20 protein-coding genes and 2 pseudogenes are annotated in these 21,927 nt (G+C 72.9%); 15 read left to right on the forward strand and 7 right to left on the reverse strand.

Annotation, left to right across the window (positions count from 1 at the left end; all coding sequences use genetic code 11):
* The first annotated feature begins 53 nt into the window (after positions 1-53).
* Together mptB and IE124_RS24100 are read left to right on the forward strand one after the other, a co-directional pair.
* Positions 54-1,499, forward strand: coding sequence for a polyprenol phosphomannose-dependent alpha 1,6 mannosyltransferase MptB (gene mptB / locus IE124_RS24095; protein WP_189510051.1), 1,446 nt, complete (start codon positions 54-56; stop codon positions 1,497-1,499).
* 231 nt (positions 1,500-1,730) lie between these two features.
* Positions 1,731-2,165, forward strand: coding sequence for a glutaredoxin domain-containing protein (locus IE124_RS24100; protein WP_189510053.1), 435 nt, complete (start codon positions 1,731-1,733; stop codon positions 2,163-2,165).
* On the opposite strand, the gene IE124_RS24105 is transcribed toward IE124_RS24100, so the two are convergent.
* Together IE124_RS24105 and IE124_RS24110 are read right to left on the reverse strand one after the other, a co-directional pair.
* The gene (locus IE124_RS24105; RefSeq protein ID WP_189510055.1) at positions 2,155-3,765 is read right to left on the reverse strand and encodes an N-acyl-D-amino-acid deacylase family protein; all 1,611 of its coding nucleotides are present in this window, start codon (positions 3,763-3,765) and stop codon (positions 2,155-2,157) included. The genes IE124_RS24100 and IE124_RS24105 overlap by 11 nt on opposite strands.
* An 85-nt stretch (positions 3,766-3,850) precedes the next feature.
* Positions 3,851-5,116, reverse strand: coding sequence for an alanine racemase (locus IE124_RS24110; RefSeq protein WP_189510057.1), 1,266 nt, complete (start codon positions 5,114-5,116; stop codon positions 3,851-3,853).
* A gap of 168 nt (positions 5,117-5,284) precedes the next feature.
* Here IE124_RS24110 and IE124_RS24115 point away from each other — a divergent pair, with 168 nt between their 5' ends.
* The 3 genes from IE124_RS24115 to IE124_RS24125 are packed head-to-tail and all read left to right on the forward strand — an operon-like array spanning position 5,285 to position 7,475.
* Positions 5,285-6,307, forward strand: coding sequence for a sugar kinase (locus tag IE124_RS24115; RefSeq protein WP_229832807.1), 1,023 nt, complete (start codon positions 5,285-5,287; stop codon positions 6,305-6,307).
* Positions 6,304-7,065 (forward strand): IclR family transcriptional regulator, encoded by a 762-nt coding sequence (locus IE124_RS24120; protein ID WP_189510062.1) that lies wholly within the window; start codon positions 6,304-6,306, stop codon positions 7,063-7,065. The genes IE124_RS24115 and IE124_RS24120 overlap by 4 nt, the downstream gene beginning before the upstream one ends.
* Entirely contained in the window at positions 7,062-7,475 is a 414-nt protein-coding gene (locus tag IE124_RS24125) for a RidA family protein (RefSeq protein ID WP_189510064.1), read from the forward strand. The genes IE124_RS24120 and IE124_RS24125 overlap by 4 nt, the downstream gene beginning before the upstream one ends.
* A 66-nt stretch (positions 7,476-7,541) precedes the next feature.
* Here IE124_RS24125 and IE124_RS24130 read toward each other — a convergent pair whose 3' ends face one another.
* Both IE124_RS24130 and IE124_RS24135 read right to left on the reverse strand, forming a co-directional pair.
* Positions 7,542-8,447, reverse strand: a complete 906-nt coding sequence (locus tag IE124_RS24130) for a hypothetical protein (RefSeq protein WP_189510066.1) — start codon at positions 8,445-8,447, stop codon at positions 7,542-7,544.
* A 125-nt stretch (positions 8,448-8,572) separates the two neighbouring features.
* Positions 8,573-9,931 (reverse strand): M14 family metallopeptidase, encoded by a 1,359-nt coding sequence (locus IE124_RS24135; RefSeq protein WP_189510068.1) that lies wholly within the window; start codon positions 9,929-9,931, stop codon positions 8,573-8,575.
* Between the two features lie 256 nt (positions 9,932-10,187).
* Between IE124_RS24135 and IE124_RS24140 the strand changes: the two are divergent.
* Positions 10,188-11,387: pseudogene (locus IE124_RS24140) on the forward strand (serine/threonine-protein kinase); the annotation flags it as partial.
* 58 nt (positions 11,388-11,445) lie between these two features.
* Here IE124_RS24140 and IE124_RS24145 read toward each other — a convergent pair.
* Positions 11,446-13,167 carry a chitinase gene (locus IE124_RS24145; RefSeq protein ID WP_189510070.1) on the reverse strand — a complete coding sequence of 574 codons (1,722 nt, stop codon included), beginning with the start codon at positions 13,165-13,167 and terminating at the stop codon, positions 11,446-11,448.
* 470 nt (positions 13,168-13,637) lie between these two features.
* On the opposite strand from IE124_RS24145, the pseudogene IE124_RS24150 reads away from it, so the two are divergent.
* The 8 genes and pseudogenes from IE124_RS24150 to IE124_RS24185 form a co-directional block, all read left to right on the forward strand.
* A pseudogene (locus IE124_RS24150) lies at positions 13,638-14,504 on the forward strand (hypothetical protein); the annotation flags it as partial.
* Positions 14,505-14,946: 442 nt separating this feature from the next.
* Positions 14,947-15,654, forward strand: a complete 708-nt coding sequence (gene cpaB / locus IE124_RS24155; protein WP_189510072.1) for a Flp pilus assembly protein CpaB — start codon at positions 14,947-14,949, stop codon at positions 15,652-15,654.
* A gap of 7 nt (positions 15,655-15,661) precedes the next feature.
* Positions 15,662-16,918 carry a CpaE/TadZ family protein gene (locus tag IE124_RS24160; RefSeq protein WP_189510074.1) on the forward strand — a complete coding sequence of 419 codons (1,257 nt, stop codon included), beginning with the start codon at positions 15,662-15,664 and terminating at the stop codon, positions 16,916-16,918.
* 3 nt (positions 16,919-16,921) lie between these two features.
* Entirely contained in the window at positions 16,922-17,299 is a 378-nt protein-coding gene (locus tag IE124_RS24165) for a TadE/TadG family type IV pilus assembly protein (protein ID WP_189510076.1), read from the forward strand.
* On the forward strand, positions 17,296-17,685 hold the full coding sequence (locus tag IE124_RS24170; protein WP_189510078.1) for a TadE/TadG family type IV pilus assembly protein: 390 nt from the start codon (positions 17,296-17,298) through the stop codon (positions 17,683-17,685). The genes IE124_RS24165 and IE124_RS24170 overlap by 4 nt, the downstream gene beginning before the upstream one ends.
* Positions 17,682-19,025, forward strand: coding sequence for a TadA family conjugal transfer-associated ATPase (locus IE124_RS24175; protein WP_189510080.1), 1,344 nt, complete (start codon positions 17,682-17,684; stop codon positions 19,023-19,025). The genes IE124_RS24170 and IE124_RS24175 overlap by 4 nt, the downstream gene beginning before the upstream one ends.
* Positions 19,026-19,035: 10 nt before the next feature.
* Positions 19,036-19,980 carry a type II secretion system F family protein gene (locus tag IE124_RS24180; protein WP_189510087.1) on the forward strand — a complete coding sequence of 315 codons (945 nt, stop codon included), beginning with the start codon at positions 19,036-19,038 and terminating at the stop codon, positions 19,978-19,980.
* 16 nt (positions 19,981-19,996) lie between these two features.
* Positions 19,997-20,884, forward strand: coding sequence for a DUF5936 domain-containing protein (locus IE124_RS24185; RefSeq protein ID WP_189510089.1), 888 nt, complete (start codon positions 19,997-19,999; stop codon positions 20,882-20,884).
* Positions 20,885-20,934: 50 nt separating this feature from the next.
* On the opposite strand, the gene IE124_RS24190 is transcribed toward IE124_RS24185, so the two are convergent.
* Both IE124_RS24190 and IE124_RS24195 read right to left on the reverse strand, forming a co-directional pair.
* Positions 20,935-21,120, reverse strand: a complete 186-nt coding sequence (locus IE124_RS24190) for a hypothetical protein (protein ID WP_189510354.1) — start codon at positions 21,118-21,120, stop codon at positions 20,935-20,937.
* Positions 21,120-21,452, reverse strand: coding sequence for a hypothetical protein (locus IE124_RS24195; protein ID WP_189510092.1), 333 nt, complete (start codon positions 21,450-21,452; stop codon positions 21,120-21,122). The genes IE124_RS24190 and IE124_RS24195 overlap by 1 nt, the downstream gene beginning before the upstream one ends.
* 160 nt (positions 21,453-21,612) lie before the next feature.
* On the opposite strand from IE124_RS24195, the gene IE124_RS24200 reads away from it, so the two are divergent.
* Positions 21,613-21,885 (forward strand): GntR family transcriptional regulator, encoded by a 273-nt coding sequence (locus tag IE124_RS24200; protein ID WP_189510094.1) that lies wholly within the window; start codon positions 21,613-21,615, stop codon positions 21,883-21,885.
* Positions 21,886-21,927: the final 42 nt, after the last annotated feature.

Genomic DNA, 21,927 nt, shown 5'->3' on the forward strand with positions numbered 1-21,927 from the left:
GATCCGGGGGAAGGATTCGGGGGTCCCCGGCGCGCGGGATAGGTTGGCACGTCATGTGGGTCTTCAGTGCCTCCGGATGCCGGTGGCTGGGTGCTGCCGGGTCGCTCGCCGTCGCCGTGGGCGGGTGGGCCGCCGGGACGCTGCCCGTGCGCGGAGGCGGGGGGCTGTGGGAGCCGCGCGGCGCCACGATCGCCGTGGCCGGCGCCGTCCTCGCGTACCTCGGTCTGACCCTGCTCGTCGCCGCCTGGTGGCGGTACGGCGTCCTGCTCGCGCGGGGCGTACGGGACGGGGTGCTCGGGACCCTGGCCCTCTGGACCGCGCCGCTGCTCCTCGCCCCGCCGCTCCACAGCGCGGACGTCTACAGCTACATCGCCCAGGGCGGGATGGTCCTCGAAGGCCACGACGTCTACGGCGGCGGGCCCGCCGTCCTCGGCCCCGGCGAACTCGGGGCGGACGCGGCGGCGAGCGTCGGCGGGAACTGGACCGAGACCCCCGCGCCGTACGGCCCCGTCTTCCTGCTCCTCGCCGAAGCAGTCGTCGGGCTGACCGGCGGGGCGGTCGTGCCCGCCGTCCTCGGGATGCGGCTCATCGCCCTCGGCGCGCTCGCGCTGATCGTCTGGGCCGTACGGGGCCTCGCCCGCGGGGCGGCCGACCGGGACGGCGCGGTGTGGCTCGCCGTGCTCAACCCGCTGCTCCTGATCCATGTCGTCGGCGGCATGCACAACGACGGGCTGATGATCGGCCTCATGCTGGGCGGGGTGCTGCTCGCGGTGCGCGGGCGGTGGGTGCTCGGCTGCGTCCTCGTCGGCCTCGCGATGATGGTGAAGTCGCCGGCCGCGGTGGCCCTGCTGTTCATCGGCGTCATGGTCGCCCGCCGCGACGGCGGCGTACGGGGTGTCGTGAAGGGGCTGGTCCTGCCCGGGCTCGTCGCGGGCGGGGTCGCCGTCGCGGCGACGCTCGCCGCCGGGACCGGCTTCGGGTGGCTGCGGACGCAGAGCGTCGCGGGAGCGATCCACACAGCCCTGTCCGTCACCAGCGACCTCGGGCTCGCACTCGGCACGCTCCTCGCCGACGACCCGGACCCGGTCAAGGGCGCCGTCCAGAAGCTGGGGCTCCTCGTCGCCGTCGGGCTGATCCTGACGCTCGCCCGGCGGGCCTGGAAGGGGCGGATCGACCCGGTCCTCGCACTCGGCCTCGCCCTGGTCGCGCTGGTCGCGCTCTCGCCCATGGTGCAGCCCTGGTACCTGCTGTGGGGGACGGTCGTCGTCGCGGCCGTCGCCTGGCACAGCCGGGCCGGGCAGGTCCTCGCCGTGCTGTCGGCGGCCCTCGTGTACGAGACGGCGCCCTCCGGCCACACCCCCTGGTACGGCTTCGTCCTCGCGGGCCTCGTCCTCGCGCTCGGCCTGCTGTGGGTCCGGCGGGACGGTTGGCCGGCGGCCGCGACCGCGGCACCGACGGACGGGCCCCGCGCGGACCTGCGGGACGCCCGGTCCCGGTAGCGACCTGCGCGCCCGCCGGGCGTCCTGTCCCGGTAGCCTCCGGCGGACCTGTGGGATCTGCGGGGCCTGCGTGATCTACCGGACCTGCGGGACCTGCGGGATCTGCGTGACCTGCGGGACCTGCGGGATCTGCGGGACCTACCGGACCTGCGGGACCTGCCGCGCCGGCCCCGGCCGATCCGGCCTGCCCGCCCGCTCGCCCGGCGTCCCGTCCCGGTAGCCTCCGGGAGCATGACGCGCGCGTGGATCCTGCCGATGCTGTTGCTGCTCTGCGGCGGGCTCGTCGCCGGAGCCCGGGCCGCCGACGGCGGACCCGTCGTCGTGGTCGTCCCCCTGCTGCTGCTCTTCGTGCTGCTCGCGGCCGTCACCTCCCCCCTGGTCTTCCCGAGGTCGACCGGGGCGGCCGAGGCCCGGCGGCGCGCCGAGGCCGACGGCCGCCCGGTCGTCTACTGGAGGCCCGGCTGCGCGTACTGCCTGCGGCTGCGCCTCCGGCTCGGCACCCGCGCCCGCCGGGCGCACTGGGTCGACATCTGGCGCGACCCGGAGGGCGCGGCGGAGGTACGGGCGGCCACCGGCGGCGACGAGACGGTGCCGACCGTCGTCGTCGAGGGCCGGGCGCACGTGAACCCCGACCCCGCCTGGGTGCGCGCCCGGCTCACCCGCTGAGGGGAGTCCGGCGGATCGACCGGCCCGCCAGGACGTCCGTCCGGCGGCCGTCCTCGACGACGAACCTGCCGTCGACCAGGACGTGCGGGATGCCCACCGGGAGCGTGCGGGGGGAGTCGTACGTCGCCCCCGACGCGACCGTCACCGGGTCGAAGAGGACCAGGTCCGCCACGTACCCCTCCTTCACCAGGCCCCGGTCCGGGAGACGGAGGCGGGCCGCCGGGCGGGACGTCAGGTGGGCGACGCACTCCTCCAGGGAGAGGACACCGAGCTCGCGCACGTACCGCCCCAGATACTCGGGGAACGTGCCGTACGCGCGGGGGTGCGGCTTGAGGCCCTGGAGGATGCCGTCCGAGCCGCCCGTGTGCACGCGGTGCCGCATGATCGCCCGGACGTTCTCCTCGTGGCCCACGTGCTGGAGGATCGTCGTGCCCAGCCGGTCGTCGAGCAGGAGCCGGCGGGCCGTGGCCCAGCCGTCGAGACGGCGGCCCACGAACCCCGCGAGACCGGGGTCGCCCACGCCCGCGATCTCGATCGTGTCCCACTCCACCGGCACCCCGTGGCAGCCGTCCGAGCCGACCACTTCGAGATGGTGACGGATCCGGTCCGCCGTCCCCTCGTCACGCAGGCGCGCCAGCACCGCCTCCGGGCCGCCCTCGCCCGCCCAGCTCGGCAGGACGGCGACCAGGGTCGTACTGCCGGGCGTGTACGGATACGTGTCGAGGGTGATGTCCGCGCCCCCGGCGAGGGCCTCGTCCAGGAGGGCCAGCAGCTCCGGCGCCCGGCCCTTGTTCACGCCGAAGTTCATGGTGGCGTGGGCCAGATGGAGGGCGCAGCCCGCCTCGCGGGTGAGGGCGACCATCTCCTCGTACGCCCGGAGGGCCCCGGCGCCGTACGAGCGGTGGTGCGGGCAGTAGTAGCCGCCGTACTCCGCCACGACCCGGCAGAGCTCGGTGAGTTCGGCGTCCGGCGCGTACATGCCGGGGGTGTACGTCAGGCCCGAGGACATGCCGACCGCGCCCTGCTCCAGGCCCTCGGCGACGAGCCGCCGCATCCGGTCCAGCTCGGGACCGGTCGCGGGGCGGTCCTCCCAGCCGACCGCGTACATCCTGACCGTCCCCTGGGGGACCAGATACGCGGCGTTGACCGCGATGCCCCGGCCGCCGTGCGCGCCGTCCAGACGGTCCAGGTACTCGCCGACCGTCCGCCAGTCGAGGTCGACGGACGTGTCACCCGGCGCACCGCCGTTCCAGCCGGAGATCGCCCGCCGGACCTCGCCCAGCGTGCGGTCGTCGACCGGCGCGTACGACAGGCCGTCCTGACCCAGGACTTCGAGCGTCACGCCCTGCGCGGCCTTCGCGCTGTGGTCGGGGTCGCGGAGCAGTGCGAGGTCGCTGTGGGCGTGCATGTCGACGAAGCCGGGGGAGAGCGCGAGACCCTCGGCGTCCACGACGCGTCGGGCGGTCGGGCGCTGGCAGCCGGCGGCGGCGCCCTCCTTGACGATCGCGGCGATCCGGCCGCCGTCGATCGCCACGTCGGCCCGGTAGGACGGGCCGCCGCTGCCGTCGACGACCTCCGCGTCGCGGAAGACGAGATCCAAGACCCTTCCCCTTTTCTCCGGCTCTACAGCTCTACAGCTCTACAGCTCTACAGCTCTACGGCTCTACGGCTCTACGGCTCTACGGCTAGAAGAACGTGCGGATGTAGTCGACGACCGTGCCGTCCGCCTCGACCAGCGGGATCAGCTGCCACTTGTCGAAGGACGTGCACGGGTGGGACAGGCCCATGCCGACCCAGTCGCCGACCTCCACGTCCGCCCCGGGCTCCGTGCGGAGCCAGGCGTGCTGGTCGGAGAGGCCGGTGACCGTGACGCCCTCGGCGGCGCGGAACTCGCCCGTGCGGGCGTCGCGGACGACCTGCGCCTCGGGGAGGTGGAGGTCGTGGGCGGCGTCCCGCTTGCCCGCGTTGGTGAACGCCTGCTCGGCCGTCGGCCGGGAGACGACCTGCGACCAGAGCCTGAACGCGGGCTGGAGCGCGCCCTCTTCGGGGACCCGGTTGAAGGGCGTCTTCTCGCGGTACTGCCCGTCGTCGTGTGAGACGTACGCGCCGGAGCGCAGCAGCTTCAGGACGGGCAGGGAGAGCTCCGGGATCTCCGCGAAGACGTCCGCGACCGCGTCGAACCACTCGCTTCCGCCCGCGCTGATCACGATCTCGCCGATCGCGGGGTCGAAGCGGCCGGCCTTGTCGAAGTCGGCCGCGAGGCCCACCAGCCGGTTCAGCCACTCCCTGACCCGCTCCCCGTCCGCCCCGGGCATCGTGCCCTCGTAGCCGGCGACGCCGACGAGCCGCAGGGTGGAGGCGGCCGCGACCGCGTCGGCGACGGCCGCGCACTCCGCCTCGGTCCGCACGCCCGTCCGCCCGGCCGCGCCCGCCGCCAGCTCGACGACGACGTCCACCGGGCGTCCGGCGCCGGCCTCGGTGAGCGCCTCGTCCATCAGCTCGACGCCGCGCACCGAGTCGACGTAGCAGACGAAGCGGAAGTCCGGATCGGCGTCGAGCTCGGCGGCGAGCCAGCGCAGGGCGACGGCGTCGACCAGCTCGTTGGCGAGGAAGATCCGGGCGACGCCGTGGACGCGGTAGACGCGGGCCTGGTGCGGCATGGCGGCGGTGATGCCCCAGGCACCGTGCTCCAGCTGGCGGTCGAAGAGCCGGGGGGCCATGGAGGTCTTGCCGTGCGGGGCGAAGGCGAGGCCGTGGCGCTCGGCGTAGACCTCCAGGAGGCGGAGGTTGTGCTCGACGGACTCGGCGGAGAGCGCGAGGACGGGGGTGGTGAAGCCGCCGGTGAAGAGGTTGCGCCGCTGCGCCGCCAGCTCGCCGACGGTCAGGCCCTCGGCGTCCGGGGGCAGCCCCTTGAAACGGTGGTCGACTCGCTCGTTCGCCAGGTCGGGCATGGGTCCTCCTCATCGTGCACGTTGCAGGTTGTGCAACGCTCATTGCGCATACTGCTCATGGCTGTCTAACATCCGGGCCAAGGCCGGGTCAATGGACCCGTAGGAGCCACAGGGAGCCCGAGAGTGAGCGGACACGCGCCCCCGGACTTCGTCTGCCTCGGCGAGTCCATGGTCACCTTCCTGCCCTCCCGGCCCGGCCGCCTCGCCGACGTCCCCTCCTTCGCCCGCGCGATCGGCGGCGCCGAGTCCAACGTCGCCTGCGCCCTCGCCGCCGCCGGACACCGCGTGAGGTGGGTCGGCCGCGTCGGCCGGGACGGCTTCGGCCACCACCTGGTCGAGACGATCGGGGCGTACGGCGTGGACGTCACGGCCGTCGGCCGCGACCCGCACCGCCCGACCGGCGTCTACTTCCGTACGGCCGACGACCGGGCCACCGAGGCCCACGAAGTCGTCTACTACCGCGCCGGCTCGGCCGCCTCCGCGATGTCGCCCGCCACCGTCCCGTACGGCTCCGTCGCCGACGGCCGCGTCCTGCACCTCACCGGCATCACGGCCGCGCTCTCCGCCGACTGCCTCGCCCTCGTACGCGAGCTGACCGCCCCGCGCCCCGGGCGCCCCCTCGTCTCCTTCGACGTCAACCACCGGCCCGCGCTGTGGCGCGACGGCACCGCGCCCGACGTCCTGCTCGAACTCGCCCGCCGCGCCGACCTCGTCTTCGTCGGCGCGGACGAGGCGCAGACGCTGTGGGGCCTCATGGATCCGTCCGCGATCCGCGCCGCGCTGCCGGAGCCCGGGGTGCTCGTGGTGAAGCTCGGCGGGGAGGGGGCGGTGGCGTTCGAGCGCTGCGCGGCTTCCTCCCCCACCCCCGACACCGTCACCACCGTCCCCGCCCCCCGCGTCGACGTCCTCGCCCCCGTCGGTGCCGGGGACGCCTTCGCCGCCGGGTTCCTCTCCGCCACCCTCCGGGGACTCGGCATGACCGCACGCCTCCGCCACGGCCACCTCATGGCCGCCGCCGCCCTCACCGTCCCCGGCGACGTCGCCGTCCCGCCCCGCCGCGCCCACGCCGACCGGCTCGCCGCCCTCGACGCGCACGCCTGGGGGACACTTCACCTCGGCCCCGGCTGGACGGGGCGCGACCAGGAGGGCCCCGACCGGACGGGGGACGACCAGGAGGTACGTACGCCATGAGCCAGACCGTCGACCGGGCGCTCAGCATCCTGCCGCTGCTCGCCCGTGGCCCCGCCGACCTCGGGCAGGTCGCCGACGAGCTCGGCGTCCACAAGTCCACGGCCCTGCGCCTCCTGCGCACGCTCCACGAGCACGGCCTCGTCCACCGGCAGCAGGACCAGCGCTACCGCCTCGGCGCCCGCCTCTTCGCCCTCGCGCAGGAGGCCGTCGAGAACCTCGACGTCCGCGAGATCGCCCACCCCTACCTCGCCGCGCTCAACGAGCGGATCGGGCACACCGTCCACCTCGCCGTGTACGAGGAGGGCGAGGTCCTCTACATCGACAAGGTCGAGAGCCGCTACCCGGTCCGCATGTACTCCCGCATCGGCAAGCCGGTCGCGATCACCGTCGCCGCCGTCGCCAAGCTGCTCCTCGCCGACCTGCCCGAGCCGGAGCGCCGAGCCGTCGCCGCGAAGCTCGACTACCCCCCGTACACGCCCCGTTCGACCCCGAACGCCGCCGCCTTCCTCAAGGAGCTGGCGACCGTACGCGAACAGGGCTGGGCCACCGACCTCGGCGGCCACGAGGAGTCCATCAACTGCGTCGGCGCCCCCATCCGCGGCGCCGACGGCCGGGTCGTCGCCGCCATGTCGGTCTCGGCGCCCAACGTGGTCGTCACGGCCGAGGAACTCCTCACCCTCCTCCCGCAGGTGCGCCGCACCGCGGACGCCATCAGCCGCGAGTACTCCGGCACCGCACCCACCAAGGACAACGGATGACCACCGAGAAGATCGCCCTCACCCCCGCCACCCACACCGCCCCGCCCGCGAAGTTCTCGCACGGCGTGAAGAAGGGCAACATCCTCCAGGTCGCCGGCCAGGTCGGCTTCCTGCCGGCCGTCGAGGGCCAGGCCCCGGTGGTCGCGGGCCCGACCCTGCGCGAGCAGACCCTCCAGACCTTCGCCAACGTCAAGGCGATCCTGGAGGAGGGCGGCGCGAGCTGGGACGACGTCATGATGACGCGCGTCTACCTGACGGACGTGGACCACTTCGCCGAGATGAACGAGATCTACAACCAGTACTTCGAGGAGCAGGGCCTCAAGGCCCCGGCCTCCGCCCGGACGACCGTCTACGTCGGCCTCCCGGCCGGCCTCCTCATCGAGATCGACGCGCTCGCGGTCCTGGGCTGAGACGGGCGGCCGGACCCCCGGGCGGCCGGACCCCCGGCCCCCGGCCCGGCGCGACCGGGGCGCGGGTCAGGCCGAGGCGGGCGCGGAGCGGTCCGCGACGGTGGAGTCGTGGAATTCCACGAGTTCCGCGTCCACGAGTTCCGCGTCCACGACTTCTCCGTCCACGAAATCGGCTGCGGCTTCGGCTTCGGCGCGGGCCGCTCGGTGCGTCGGTTGCGGTTGCGACTGCGGCTGCGTGAGTTCCAGGCCGGCGAGGTGGTTCTTCAGCCTCTTCGCCATCGGGCGGTAGGTCGCGTACGTCAGCCCGCCGGAGACGACGGCCCCGACGACGGGGATGGCCTTCGACACGGTCTTCGCGAAGGTCTGCTTCGTCATCTGCACGCCGAGGTAGCCCGCGACCTTCTTCACGATCGGATAGACGACGCCCTGGGTGAGCGCCTTCTGCGGCAGCTTCTTGGCGACCTCCTTCGACATCATCCCCGCGATCTGCCCCACCGCGGCGTTCGCCGACTGGGTACCGAACATCACGCCGAAGAAGAGCGTCAGGACGCTCTTGGTCGCGTCGTCGACCCCGTCGCTGTCGCCGGAGAACAGATCGGGCCAGCTGTAGAGGTACGCGAGCTTCTGCGCGATGCGCAGCATGTGACCGAAGTACTGGGCCAGGTCGGCGGGCACGGTGGCCGGCATGGCGATGAAGCCGGGCAACCCGGCGGCGGCGGAGAGGGCGCTGGCCTTGGCGGTCTCGTAACCGATGGAGTCGTCGGCGGCCCTGTCGAGAACCTCCAGAGGGATGCCCGCCGCCGCGGGGGTCTCCTCGATCGCCCTGCGGATCTCCTCCTCGGAGCAGTGGCGGGCCAGGGCCTTGCGGAGGTACGCCGCCCTGTCGACACGTACACCCGGAAGGCTCGCCGCGCTCGCCAGCACCGCGGAGAAGCGTGACGCCGGGTTCTCGATCACCTTGCTCTTCGCCATGGCGAGAACCTACAGGGCCCCGAAGGGCCCTGAATCGGTTTCAACAGGACTGCCACGGCTGCCGATGGGAAAGGGACCGGGGCCGGCGGGAGTGCCCCCGCCGGCCCCGGCTCACTCAGGGAACGTCAGGCCGTCGTGCAGTACTGGGCCTGCTTGCCGATCGAGCGGTACATGCAATCCGCGTTTTCCAGAAGCTGGAGGACGGCGTCGCGGTTGCGGCTCGTCTCGCGCTCGATGACCTCGTCGGGCGGGTAGAAGCCGCCGCCCCAGGAGGAGGCCGGGTACATCTCGAACGTGTAGCCGAAGATCCTGTGCGCGCCCCACAGGTAGTCGTCGATCGAGCCGTCCGTGATGTAGAGGTCGCTGGACTGCTCGGGCGTGTAGCCGTTGCTCGCGGCCATCTTGCCGCCGACGGTCGCGAAGGCGTCGCGGTCGTCCTTCGTCATGCCCGTGGCGGTGTCCGCGGTCGTCCAGCCGAAGGGCCAGAGGACCAGTTCGCTGTACGTGTGGAAGTCGATGGCCGCGGTGATCTGCTGCTTGCCGCCGACGACCCGCGAGCGGACGAAGTCGGCGACGACCTTCACCTCGGGGGCCGACTCGGGGGCCGCGCCCCGGTACGTCTCCGAGCTCTTGGAGCCGGAGGAGCCGCCGCAGCAGCCCCACTTGTAGTTCCAGTTCCGGTTCATGTCCGTACCGATGTACGAGGAGCCGGAGTTGGGCTGCCGGTTCTTGCGCCAGCTCCGGTACGAACCGGAGGCGATGTCGTACTCGCCGCCGTCCGGGTTGAGGTCCGGGACGATCCAGATCTCGCGCCCGTTCACGGCGTTGGTGACCCGGGAGTCGCTGCCGTAGCCCGCGCCGAGCTCGCGCAGGAGGTAGAGCGCCATCTCGACCGTGAGGTGCTCGCGGGCGTGCTGGTGGTGGGTGAAGAGGACCTCGGGCTCGTTCTCGTCGGTGGCGACGTTGTCGCTGATCTTGATCGCGACGATGTCCCGGCCCTGGTACGTCTTTCCGATCACCTGCTTGCGCATGATCGACGGGTACTGGGCGAGGCGCTGGTCGATCTCCGCGTTCATCTCCGCGAAGTTGTGGTACTTCGAGTCGGCGGAGGGGAAGTCGAGCGGGCCGAGGCTCTGGTCCTGGGCGGTCTTCCGGTTCGGCGGGCCGGGCAGGGCGACCGGCTTGTGGCCGAGTGCCTTGAGCCGGGCGAGCTGTTCGGTGTTGGCGCTGACGACGACCGCGCGGGCGTCGACCTCGTCGATCGAGACGCCGGTGGCGGTCAGCGCGGTGCGGGCGGCGACGGTGGACGGTCCGGCGATCTCGTACTGCCGGATCACCTCCTCGGCGCCGGAGGCGATGCGGGCGGCGGTCGGCGCCGGGTCGGCCCCGGCGGGTGAGGAGAGGGCGGAGAGGGGTGCCGCGAGGGCGAGCGCCACGAGGGCCGCGAGGGTGGCGGACCTTCTGCCGCGGGTGGGACGTCGCATGGTGTCTCCTGGGTGGGGAGTGTGGGGGAGTGCGACAAACTCGTGCGGGTGTCCGGCCACATGGTGAAGCCATGTCATGGACCGGTCAAGATGTCGAGTTCGGCCATACTGTCCCGCGTGGGGACCCTCATCGGCAGATACGTCATCGAGCACAAGCTAGGCGAAGGCGGCATGGGAACCGTCTACCTGGCCCGATCGCGCGGCGGGCGCCGTCGCCGTCAAGGTCGCACGGCCGGAACTCGCCTCCGACCCGTCCTTCCGCGAGCGCTTCCGCGCCGAGGTCGCGGCGGCCCGTCGGGTCGGCGGCTTCCACACCGCGCAGGTCGTCGACGCCGACCCCGAAGCCGAGGCGCCCTGGCTCGCCACCGCCTACATCCCCGGACCCACCCTCTCGGGCCTCCTCGCCGCCCAAGGGCCGATGGGGGAGCCGGCGCTGAGCTCGCTGGGGGCCGCGCTCGCCGAGGCCCTGGAGGCCATCCACGCCTGCGGGCTCGTCCACCGGGACCTCAAGCCCGGCAACATCGTCATGGCTCCCGACGGGCCCCGGGTGCTGGACTTCGGGATCGCCCGCGCCCTGGAGTCGACCCGCCTCACCGCCACCGGCTCCGCCTTCGGCACCCCCGGCTACCTGGCGCCCGAGCAGGCGCTGGGCGAGGAGGTGACGGGCGCCGCGGACGTCTTCGCACTCGGCGCCGTGCTCGTCGCCGCGGCGGGCGGGCGGCCCTTCGGGGACGGTACGCCGATGGGGCTCATGTACCGGTCGGTGCACGAGGCGCCGGACCTCGCAATGGTGCCGGAGGCGCTGCGGGGGCTCGTGGGGCGCTGCCTCGAGAAGAACCCGGCGGAGCGGCCTACGCCGGACGAGATCCTGGATGTACTCGGTGCGGGTGCGGGTGCGGGTGCGGGTGCGGGTGCGGGTGCGGGTGCGGGTGCGGGTGCCGGTGCCGGGGCTGAGGCCGACGTCGGCGTCGGCGTTGGCGTGGCGGCCGTCGACGCGCGGCCCATGCCCGCCGATGCGATCCCGCCGTCCATCCCCGCGCCGCCGACGCCCGCTGATGCTCTGCCCACGCAGACGGCCGGTGTCCAGGACGCCGTCCCCACCCCCGTACCGCACCCCGCCCCCGTACCGCACCCCGCCACCCTCGTCGTACCCCCGCAGCCCTCCGCGCCGCCGCTGCCCGGGCCGGAATTCGTCGCCGCCGACCCGAACTCCGGGATCGCCGTCGACGCGAGCGGGGTGTCCCTGCACCTCTTCGGCGAGGAGGCCGACTTCGTCTGGGCCGAGGTAAGGGCCGTGCGGTACGAACGCTTCCGGCGCGGGCGCGCGCTGCGCGTGGCCGTCACTCTCCACGACGGCTCGGTCTACGACTGCGAGGTCGACGGTCGCCGTGCCGCCCGGGTCGACGAGTGGATCCTCCGGCTCGGCATGGCGCTCGCCCGGTACCTGCCCGCGTGAGGACACGGCGCCGCGCCGCCGGGGGAGCGGCGGCGCGGCGCGGTCGACTCGCCTGCCGTTACGGCAGGTTGTGCACGTGCGGACCCACCGCGTTCGACCAGGCGTTGCCGGCCGTCGCGTCCCAGTTGGTCGACCAGGTCATCGCGCCGCGCAGCGTCGGCCAGGCCTGGGCCGGCTTGTAGGTGCCGCAGCCGGTGAGCTTGGTCAGGCAGTCGAGCGCGTTCTTCACGATCTGCGGGTCGACGTAGCCGCTGCCCGCGCCCCGCGTGGAGGCGGGGACGCCCAGGCCGACCTGGGACGGGGCGAGGCCGCCCTGGATCTGGATGCAGGCGAGCGCGGTGAGGAAGTCCACCGAGCCCTGGCTGTAGACCTTGCCGTCACAGCCGAGCATCGAACCGCTGTTGTAGTACTGCATGTTGACGACCGTGAGGATGTCCTTCACGGCGAGCGCCGTCTTGAAGTACTCGGTGCCGGTGTTCTGCATGTCGATGGTCTGCGGGGCCATCGTCAGGACCATGGTGGAGCCCGCCTTGGCGGAGAGCTGGCGCAGCGCCTTGGTCAGGTAGGTGGAGTTGATGCCGTGCTCCAGGTCGATGTCGACCCCGTTGAAGCCGTACTCCTGCATCAGGGCGTAGGCGCTGTTCGCGAAGGCGGTGGCGGAGGCGTCGCTGTTGATCGTGACGTTCCCCTTCTCGCCGCCGACCGAGATGATGACGGACTTGCCGGCCGCCTTCTTGGCCGCGATGTCGGCCTTGAAGTCGGCGGTGGAGGCGTAGCCGACGGCCGGGTCGAGGTTGAAGACGATCTGGCCGGGCGTGGCGGTCGAGTCGGCGAAGGAGACGGCGATGATGTCGTACTGCGACTGCACGTCCCGCAGCTTCTGGACGGTCGCGCCGTTGTTGAAGTTCTGCCAGTAGCCGGTCAGTGCGTGCTTGGGCACGGCCGGGCCGGGGCCGGGGTCGGTGACCTTGGCGGTCCGCGCGGACACGGCGGAGGACTTCGCGGACTCGCCGGCGGAGTTCGTCGCGGCGACCTGGAACTGGTAGGCGGTGTCGGCGGTGAGACCGGAGACGGTCGTCGAAGTGCCCGTGACGGCCTGGGGGTTGGCGCCGTCGCGGTACACCTTGTAGCCGGTGGCGCCGGAGACGGCGGTCCAGCTCAGGTCGACGGAGGAGGAGGTGACGCCGCCCGCGGTGAGGCCGGCCGGGGTGGCGGGGACGACCGGGTCGGGGTCCTGGCCGCCACCGCCGTCGGGGCCGAAGACGGAGACGTCGTCGACGGAGTACGGGGTGGTGCCGTACCAGCCGTGGGTGTAGACCTCGACGGAGGTGGTGCTCGCGCCGGTCGTGAAGCTGGTGGTGAGCTGCTTCCAGGCGGCGCTGTCGGGTGTCCAGGTGGAGACGCTGCCGGAGCCGGTCCCGGTGCCGCTCGCGCCGAGGTAGGCGTATCCGCCCTGGACCCAGGCGCTCAGCGTGTACGTGGAGTTGGGCTTGACGGTCACGGTCTGCACGCACTTGGCGTTGTCGAGACCGGCCGGGGTGGCCCGCAGGGCGCCGGCCCCGGTGCGTACGGGCGAGGAGACGGCGGCGCCGCTCCCGGCCGAACAGGACCAGTTGGCGAGGCCGTTCTCGAACCCGGCGTTCTTGGCGACGTTCACGTCGGCGGCCTGGGCGGTGCCGGCTCCGCCGACGAGGACGAGCCCGGATCCGACGGCGATCGCGAGGGCTCCGCCGAGCCATCGACGTCCGTGAGGGCGGGTGGTGGTGCGGTCCACGTGCATCCTCCGGTGGGGGAGTTGGGGATGTGGAGGTGCCGTACGTCGTCGTACGGAGGGGCTCGTACGGGGGTACGAGCCTGGTGCGGGGTGCGGACGGTGGCCACCGTTGTCGGAACAAGTTGGTCCAGACCAATCGCGTTGTCAAGGCTTCCGACAACAAGGGGAGGTCGGCGGGGGTGACGTCGGCGCCCCGGGTCCGCCGCCGGGTCCGCCGCCGGGCCTGCCTCCGGGCCTGCCTCCGGGTCGGCCGCCGGGTCCGCCTCCGGGTCCGCCTCCGGGTCCGCCTCCGGGCCCGCCCCGGACCCTTCCGGGGCCCGAAGAAAGTGAGGGGAGCTTGGCGGATTGTGTGTTCACCACCCCGGGTGACGTGGATAAAGTGCAGAGGCGGCGGCGCCCTTCGGTGACGCCGCGAACGCGGTAGGTGATCTGCGGCCCCCGGGAACTCCGGAGGCCGGAGGGGACGGGGGTCTGACGTGCCGACAGCGATCGCGGTCACCAGCACCGACCTGGTGCTGCCGCCGACCGACCCCCAGACGCCGAACGCCGCCGTGCTCCCCGCCCCCGAGGGGCGGTCCCTCGACGCCTCCGTCGCCGACATGCAGCAACTCCTCGCGCGCTACGGCAGCGTGGTCGTCGTCTGCCCCACCTCCGCCCCCGCCGCCGTCGAGCGGCGCCTGCACGCCGTCCGGGCCCTCCTCGAAAGCGACCGGATCGCGCTGGTCAGGACCGACCTGCCGCCGCTCGGAGCGGCCGTACTGGTCCGCCAGTTAAGGCAACTCGCGGCCTGCGACTTCAGCCCCGGCGTGCTCGCCTCCGCCGCCAGACTGCTCGCCCACTACATCTACGCCGGTGCCGTACTCGGCTCGGTGTCCCGCCTCGACCGCGTACCCGTCAGCCTCTCCTCCCACCTCAAGGGCTGGCTGCCCGGCGCCCACTTCGCGGTCCTCGCCGGGCCCACGCCGCAGATCGTCCGGCTCGGCGGAGCGGGCGACCAGCGGCTCGCGGGTCCGGAGTTCGGCACACAGCTCCTCGTCGCGCGCGGTCAGCTCCAGACCGACTGGCCCGCCACCGCTCTCGTGCCCGCCTGGCAGATCCAGGGACCCGTCCAGGAGACGGCGCTGCCCGAGACCTCGCCCGGCTGGTGGGGCACCGGCAAGCTCGTGGAGTTCGCCGCGTACCTCCCCGACCTGCCGGTCCTCTACCAACTCGTCTCCTCCGTACGGCGCGAGGTCTGCCACTGGTGCGGCATGGAGCTCATCGGCGACCGCTGCGGCTTCTGCGCGGCCCCGTTGACGGCGTCGACGGGGCTCACGGGCCCGGCGCACGGGGCCGGGGAAGCGACCCAGGCGCTCGGTGCGGCCCGAGGCCCGGCACCGGCGCTCGACGCGGCCCCGGCTCGCGGGGTGGTCCCGGCACAGGGCGCGGTTCCGGCACGAGGCGCGGGACCCGCCCTCGACGCGGTCCCGGCCCGGGGCGTCACACGGGCCCTGGGCGCGCCACCGGCCCACGCGGCGCGCCCCCTCCCGGGCCCCGCGATCGACCCCCGCACGGTCCCGTGAGCGACGCCGGGCACGACTCCTGCCGCGGGCATGACTCCTGCTCCGGGCACGAGTCCTGCTCTCGGCGCGAGTCCTGCTCCGGGCGCGACTCCAGCCCCGGGTGCCACGCCCCCTCCGGGTGCCACTCCCACCCTGTGCGCCCCGCCCGCACCGTGCACCACCCCCGCCCCGTGCGCCACCCCCGTCCGCCCAGACCCACGGATCCGATCGAGGAAGTACGGTCATGAACTCCCGCCAGCGCCGCGGCGTGATCCTCCTGCTGCTCTCCGTCCTGTGCGCCCTCGGCGCCTTCGTCGGCGTCCTCACGGTCATCAGCGACGTGAACTCGAAGGTCGGCCCCGAGGTCACCGCGTACCGGCTCACGGACAACGTGGCCCCCTACGCCCCCCTGAGAGCAGACCAGTTCGAGAAGATCTCGATGCCCAAGCGCTGGCTCTCCGCCACCGCCGTCACCGATCTCCGCAAGATCGAGGGCAGGATCGCCGTCACCGAGCTCAAGAAGGGCTCCCTCCTCCAGAGCGACATGATCGTCGAGCGGCCCGAGCTCAAGCCCGGCGAGCAGGAGATCGCGATCATGATCGACGCGGCGACCGGTGTCGCGGGCAAGATCAACGCCGGCGCCACCGTCAACATCTACGCAACCTTCGAAGGTGAGAAGAAGGGCGACCCCTCCCAGTCGCGGATGATCGTCGCCGGCGCCCGCGTCCTCTCCGTCGGCCGCCTCACCCCGATCAGCGACAGCAACGACCGCGCCGGCCGTGCCTCCAACGCCGTCCCGATCAGCTTCGCGCTCTCCACCCTCGACACCCAGCGCGTCGCGTACGCCGAGTCCTTCGCCGAGCACGTACGCCTCGCCCTCGTCGCCCCCACCACCGGCGGCGCCCCGGCCGACCAGCGCGACCGCACCTACACGCTCGACAAGGACAAGTGAGGCCGGAATGACCACCAGGATCCTGCCGGCCGTCGGTGACCCCGACGCGGCCCGGTCCGTCGTCACCCTGCTCAGCCAGCTGCCCGACGCCGAACCCGCCGCGCCCGTCACCGACTCCACCCAGCTCGTCGACACCCTCGCCCGGCTCGCCGCCGAGTCCCTCGACGAACTCCCCGAGGTCGTCCTCGTCCACGAGCGGATCGGACCCGTCCCCGCACTCGACGTCGTCCGCGAGGTCGCCCTCCGCTTCCCGGCCGTCGGCGTCGTCCTCATCACCGCAGACGCCAGCCCGGTCCTCTTCTCCGCCGCCATGGACTCCGGCGCGCGCGGCCTCGTCACCCTGCCCCTCGGATACGAGGAGCTCGCCAGCCGCGTGCAGGCCGCCGCCCAGTGGTCCGCGGGCGTCCGCCGCCACCTCGGCGCCGGGGCCGAGATCCCCACCGGACCAGGCGGCACCGTTGTCACGGTCAGCGGCGCCAAGGGCGGCGTCGGCACCACCGTCACCGCCGTCCACCTCGCCCTCGCCGCCCGTGCCTCCGGGCGGACCGTCGCCCTCCTCGACCTCGACCTCCAGGGCGGCGACATCGCCTCCTACCTCGACGTCCAGTTCCGCCGGTCGGCCGCCGACCTCGCGGCCATCGCCGACATCTCGCCCCGGGTCCTCCAGGACGCCGTCTTCGTCCACGAGACCGGCCTTGCCCTGCTCCTCGCCCCGGCGGAGGGCGAACGCGGCGAGGAGGTCACCGACCGGTCCGCCCGCCAGATCGTCAGCGCCCTGCGCGCCCGGCACGAGGTCGTCGTCGTCGACTGCGGCTCCCAGCTCACCGGAGCCAACGCCGCCGCCATCGAGATGTCCGACACCGCCCTCCTCGTCACCACGCCGGACGTGGTCGCGGTGCGGGCCGCCAAGCGGACCGTACGGATGTGGGAACGCCTCCAGGTACGCAAGGCCGAGGAGACCGTCACCCTCGTCAACCGCCACCACCGCTCCACCGAGATCCAGCCGCCGCTCGTCCAGAAGATCACCGGCACCCGGACGTCCGGCGTCTCCGTCCCCGCCAACTTCAAGGAGCTCCAGGCCGTCGTCGACGCGGGCCGGCTGCACGACCTGGACGCCAAGTCGACGGTCAAGCAGGCGCTGTGGGCGCTCGCGGGCGAGCTCGGCCTCGTCGGGCCCCCGGCCCCCCGCGAGACCGGCAAGCAGCTCGCCCGGGCCGGCGACCGGGGCTCGCTCGGGCTTCGGCGCCGCCACGGAGGCCGCTGAGCCATGCGGCCGACGATCCGGGACGGCGACGACAGGGGGCAGGTGGCGATCGAGTTCCTCGGCATGGTGCCGCTGATCCTGATCACGCTGGCGCTGCTGTGGCAGGTCGTTCTGGTGGGGTACACGTACACGCTGGCGGCGAATGCGGCGGATGAGGGGGCGCGGGCCTGCGCCGTCGGCAGCGACTACAACGAGGCTGCGCTGCGGCACCTGGACGGGGCGTGGAGGGACGGCGCGGTGGTGGGGGGCTGCTCCCCGAGCGGCGGGATGGCGAACCTGACCGTGGCGGTCTCGGTCCCCGTCCTCCTCCCGGGCGTGGGCGGCCTCTTCCGCGTGGACGCCACGGCGGGCGCGATCTCGGAGGAGGGCCTCAAACGATGAGGAAGCACCTCAGCCGGAGGGCGCGGGATCGCGGCCAGGTGGCCATCGAGTACCTCGGCTTCCTCCCCATCCTGCTCATCGTCGGCCTCGCGGGCCTTCAGCTCGGCCTCGCCGCGTACGCGGCCCAGCAGGCGGGCACGGCGGCACGGGCTGCCGCCCGCGCGGCGACCACCGACGAAGAGAACGCGCCGGACTGCGAGACGGCGGGTCGCGCGGCCGTGAGCGGCTGGGTCGACCCCGACATCGGGGGGTGCCCGGGGGGAGACGAGGCGGCCGTGATCACCGTCCGCGTCGAGATCCCCCGCGTCCTCCCCTTCTGGGACTTCGACCCCATCGTCAAGACCGCCACCATGCCCATGCCACAACAGGACGAGGAGGGGCCATGAGCCTGCGCGCCCGGATCAACGCCCCCGAGGACAAGGGCACCGGCGGAGGCCGCGAGGACAGCCACCTCGTTGCCGCCTTCCGCGCCAAGCTCCTGGAGGAGATCGACCTCACCGAGATGTCCGCGCTCGCGGCCGCCGAGCGGCGCGCCCGTCTGGAGCGCGTACTCGGCCACATCATCAGCCGCGAGGGCCCGGTCCTCTCCACGGCCGAGCGCGGCCAGCTGATCCGCCGGGTCGTCGACGAGGCCCTCGGGCTCGGTGTCCTCGAACCGCTCCTCGAAGACGCCTCGATCACCGAGATCATGGTCAACGGCCCCGACCAGATCTTCATCGAGCGCGCCGGCCGCGTCGAGCTGCTGCCGCTCCGCTTCGCCTCGCACGACCAGCTGATGCAGACCATCGAGCGGATCGTCTCGACCGTCAACCGCCGCGTCGACGAGTCGAACCCGATGGTCGACGCCCGCCTCCCCTCCGGGGAGCGCGTCAACGTGATCATCCCGCCGCTCTCCCTCACCGGCGCGACGCTCACCATCCGCCGCTTCCCCCGCGCGTACACGCTCCACGAGATGATGGGCCTCGGCTCGCTCGACGAGCAGATGCTGCTCCTGCTGTCCGGGCTCGTCCAGGCCAAGTTCAACCTGATCGTCTCCGGCGCCACCGGCACCGGGAAGACGACCCTCCTCAACGCCCTCTCCGGTCTCGTTCCGGAGGGGGAGCGGATCATCACCATCGAGGACTCGGCCGAACTCCAGCTCCAGCAGGCCCACGTCATCCGCCTCGAAGCCCGCCCGCCGAACATCGAGGGCCGCGGCGCCATCTCCATCCGCGACCTCGTCCGCAACTCCCTGCGCATGCGCCCCGACCGCATCATCGTGGGTGAGGTCCGTGGCGGCGAGACGCTCGACATGCTCCAGGCGATGTCCACCGGCCACGACGGCTCCCTCGCGACCGTCCACGCCAACTCGGCCGAGGACGCCCTGATGCGGCTCCAGACGCTCGCCTCGATGTCCGAGGTGAAGGTGCCCTTCGAGGCGCTCCGCGACCAGATCAACAGCGCGGTCGACGTCCTCGTCCAGCTGACCCGCCACCCGGACGGCACCCGCCGGATCACCGAGATAGCCGTCCTCGCCTCCCACGGGCGCGAGCGCTTCCTCCTCGCCACGATCTGCCGCTTCCAGGCGCAGCCGGTCGCCGCCGACGGCCGGGTGTACGGACAGTTCACGTACCACCCGCTGCCCCGACGGGTCGCCGAGCGGCTCTACATGGCGGGCCAGCCCATCCCCCAGGCCTTCGGAGTGGCCGCGACCGACGCCGGGCTCGCCACCCGCGAAGCGAACTAGGAGCGAGGGCATGCTGACCGACCCCTTCTGGCTGACGATCGGCGTGGCGCTGCTCTGCTGCGTCCTCGCCGTCACGGGCGTCCAGGTGTACGCGAGCGGGGCCCGGCGGCACGCGGCGCTCGTCGCCCGGCTCGACGAGACGGCCGACCCGGAGACGACCGGCCGCCGCAGGCGCTACTTCAAGGGCGTCGACCGGCGCGTGCGGCGGACGGCGCTCGGCCGGAAGCTGGAGCTGCGGATCGCGGCGACGGGCCTGGACGTCACGCCGGGCGAGTTCACGGTCGCGCTGACGGCGACCGTGGCGGTCCTGTGGGTGGTGGGCCAGTCGGCACTCTCCCCCTTCTTCGGCCCGATCTGCGGCCTGCTCGGCATCTGGGTGGCCCTCGGCTACCTCAACTGGCAGCGGCAGAAGCGCATCGAGAAGTTCATCAACCAACTCCCCGAGCTCTCCCGCATCCTGGCCAACGCCACCCAGGCCGGACTGGCCCTCCGCATGGCGCTCAGCCTCGCCGCCGACGAGATGGAGTCCCCGGCCGGGGACGAACTGGAGAAGGTCGCTCAGCAGCTGGCCGTCGGCACCTCCCTCGACGACGCCCTCGGCGAGCTCGCCGAGCGGCTCCCCTCCCGCGAGCTCGTCGTCCTCGTCACCACCCTCGTCCTCGCCAACCGGGCGGGCGGCACCGTCGTCTCCTCCCTCCGGAACCTCACCGAGACCCTGGAGGAGCGCAAGGAGACCCGGCGCGAGGTCCGCACCCAGCTCTCGCAGGTGAGCATGACCGCGTACAGCGTCCCCGTCATCGGCGTCGGCTCGCTCCTCCTCATCGACAACATGCAGCCGGGCGCCCTCGACCGCATGACCGGCTCGACCGTCGGACAGTTCGCGGTGGTCGTCGCCTTCGCGCTGTACGTGGTCGGCTTCGCCGCCATCCGCCGCTTCTCGAAGATCGACGTATAGGGACGGGCAGCCGACCATGGACCTCCTCCTCGCCCTCCTCGCCGGCCTGGCCGTCACCGGCATCGCCTACGGCCTGCGCCTCTATCGGGCAGACGCCCGCCTCCCCGACGACCTGAAACTGGCCCTGGAGGTCGGCGCGACCCGTACCGGGGCGGTCGACTCGGCCGTCGACCGCCTCGGCATGCGCTGGTCGCCGGCCGTCCTGCGCCTGATGGGCCCCAAGCGGGTCAGCGCGGTGCGCCGCCGCATCGACCTCGCGGGAAACCCCGGCGGCCTGACGATCGACCGGTACGGGGCGAGGCGTGCGGTCTACGGCTTCCTGGGCGTACTCGGCGGCCTGCTCATGCTGAGCAAGGGCTCTGTCCTGGTCGCGCTCCTCCTCTTTGCCTTCGGCGCGTTCTGGACGGAGGTCGGCATCTGGTCGGCGGTCCGCATCCGCAAGGACCAGATCGAACGCACCCTCCCGGACTTCCTGGACGTCCTCGCCGTCGTGGTCTCGGCCGGCCTCGGCTTCCGCCAGGCCCTGGAGCGGGTCGCGGAACAGTACGAGGGCCCCTGGTCCGACGAACTCCGCATCACTCTCCGCCAGATGGACATGGGCGTCAGCCGCCGCCAGGCCTTCGACGAACTGCGCCGCCGCAACGACTCGGAGCAGGTGGCGCAGTTCGTGACGGCACTCCAGCAGGGCGAGGAGCTCGGCGCCCCCATCGTGGACACCCTCATACAGATCGCCAACGACATGCGGCGCACGGACGCGCAGAACGCCCGCCGCAAGGCGGCGAAGGCCGTCCCGAAGGCGACGATGGTCATCACGACCCTGATGGTCCCGGCGACGATGATCCTGCTGGGCGCGGGCCTCTTCCTGGGCACGGGCACGGACTTCGGCTCGGTGACGGGGGAGTGAGCGGGTGATGCGCCGCCCCGGGCGCGAGCCGTGCCCGGGGCGGCGTGCGTTCACCGCTCGCGCCACCCGGGGGCGAGCAGGTGGAGTACGTCGGGGACGGGCGGGAAGTGCGGGGCGCACTCCGGGCAGGCGTAGACGTTGAAGCCGGGCCCGGAGCCCTGGTGCACCTCGGAGACGAGTACCGGATCCGGCGTGATCAGACAGCAGCGCACGCACATCCGCACGGGCGGGTTCATCACGCGACCCCCAGCCCGTGCAGGTCCCGGGTGTCCAGATCGAAGCCGAAGTCCGCCGCGAGGACGAGCGCGAGCCGCCGCTGCCGCTGCCGAGCCCGCTCCTGCCGCTGGTCGTAGGCGACCAGGTAGGGCCGGACGAGCGCGGACTCGTCGCCGTTCAGCGGTACGTCGAGCCCGTAGGGGGAGCGCGGGGCGGGCGGTTGTACGGGGGCGGGAGCGGGGGTCGGGGTCGGGTGGAACGGCGGTGCGGTACGGGCCCGATGCCAGCCGCTGCTCCTAGCCCCGAGCACCAGCCTCGCCCACAGGGTGAGGGCGCGGATAAGGTCTGCCATGTCGACCTGCTTTCTTCAGGTGGACCACGCCCCGGGAGTGTTAGCGCACTCGCCGGGGTCCTTGCGTTGTGCACGCTAGACCTCGCTTGTATAGCTTGTCTACCTCGTCTAGGACGTTGCCCATATGTTAGGCGTAGAGGACGTGGCTAACGTCCGACACATGGATATAGACCGCTTCGATCCGACGCCCATCTACAAGCAGGTCGCCCGAGTCATCCGTGGACGGATCGAGTCCGGCGAACTCCGGCCGAGGGACCCGATCCCGTCCGAGTCGAAGCTGGTGGCGGAGTACGGCGTCGCGAGGGACACGGCACGGCAGGCCGTCGCCCTCCTGCGCTCGGAGGGCTGGGTGATCACCCTTCCGCAGCGGGGCAGCTTCGTCGCGGAGCAGCCGCCGGTCGACGCGCCCGAGGAGGGCGGCGCCGGCGCCTGAACTGTCTCAATCTCACCGCAGGTTGACGATCCCCCTTCGCGC

The sequence above is a fragment of the Streptomyces narbonensis genome (genome assembly GCF_014649015.1).
Taxonomy (GTDB): domain Bacteria; phylum Actinomycetota; class Actinomycetes; order Streptomycetales; family Streptomycetaceae; genus Streptomyces; species Streptomyces narbonensis.

Coding starts and splice junctions, on each gene's coding strand:
- IE124_RS24145 (WP_189510070.1), bottom strand. CDS start 13,167: ATGCACGTGGACCGCACCACCACCCGCCCTCACGGACGTCGATGGCTC.
- cpaB (WP_189510072.1), top strand. CDS start 14,947: ATGAACTCCCGCCAGCGCCGCGGCGTGATCCTCCTGCTGCTCTCCGTC.
- IE124_RS24120 (WP_189510062.1), top strand. CDS start 6,304: ATGAGCCAGACCGTCGACCGGGCGCTCAGCATCCTGCCGCTGCTCGCC.
- IE124_RS24135 (WP_189510068.1), bottom strand. CDS start 9,931: ATGCGACGTCCCACCCGCGGCAGAAGGTCCGCCACCCTCGCGGCCCTC.
- IE124_RS24170 (WP_189510078.1), top strand. CDS start 17,296: ATGAGGAAGCACCTCAGCCGGAGGGCGCGGGATCGCGGCCAGGTGGCC.
- IE124_RS24165 (WP_189510076.1), top strand. CDS start 16,922: ATGCGGCCGACGATCCGGGACGGCGACGACAGGGGGCAGGTGGCGATC.
- IE124_RS24180 (WP_189510087.1), top strand. CDS start 19,036: ATGCTGACCGACCCCTTCTGGCTGACGATCGGCGTGGCGCTGCTCTGC.
- mptB (WP_189510051.1), top strand. CDS start 54: ATGTGGGTCTTCAGTGCCTCCGGATGCCGGTGGCTGGGTGCTGCCGGG.
- IE124_RS24190 (WP_189510354.1), bottom strand. CDS start 21,120: ATGAACCCGCCCGTGCGGATGTGCGTGCGCTGCTGTCTGATCACGCCG.
- IE124_RS24175 (WP_189510080.1), top strand. CDS start 17,682: ATGAGCCTGCGCGCCCGGATCAACGCCCCCGAGGACAAGGGCACCGGC.
- IE124_RS24160 (WP_189510074.1), top strand. CDS start 15,662: ATGACCACCAGGATCCTGCCGGCCGTCGGTGACCCCGACGCGGCCCGG.
- IE124_RS24115 (WP_229832807.1), top strand. CDS start 5,285: ATGGTCACCTTCCTGCCCTCCCGGCCCGGCCGCCTCGCCGACGTCCCC.
- IE124_RS24195 (WP_189510092.1), bottom strand. CDS start 21,452: ATGGCAGACCTTATCCGCGCCCTCACCCTGTGGGCGAGGCTGGTGCTC.
- IE124_RS24200 (WP_189510094.1), top strand. CDS start 21,613: ATGGATATAGACCGCTTCGATCCGACGCCCATCTACAAGCAGGTCGCC.
- IE124_RS24185 (WP_189510089.1), top strand. CDS start 19,997: ATGGACCTCCTCCTCGCCCTCCTCGCCGGCCTGGCCGTCACCGGCATC.
- IE124_RS24110 (WP_189510057.1), bottom strand. CDS start 5,116: ATGCCCGACCTGGCGAACGAGCGAGTCGACCACCGTTTCAAGGGGCTG.
- IE124_RS24100 (WP_189510053.1), top strand. CDS start 1,731: ATGACGCGCGCGTGGATCCTGCCGATGCTGTTGCTGCTCTGCGGCGGG.
- IE124_RS24130 (WP_189510066.1), bottom strand. CDS start 8,447: ATGGCGAAGAGCAAGGTGATCGAGAACCCGGCGTCACGCTTCTCCGCG.
- IE124_RS24125 (WP_189510064.1), top strand. CDS start 7,062: ATGACCACCGAGAAGATCGCCCTCACCCCCGCCACCCACACCGCCCCG.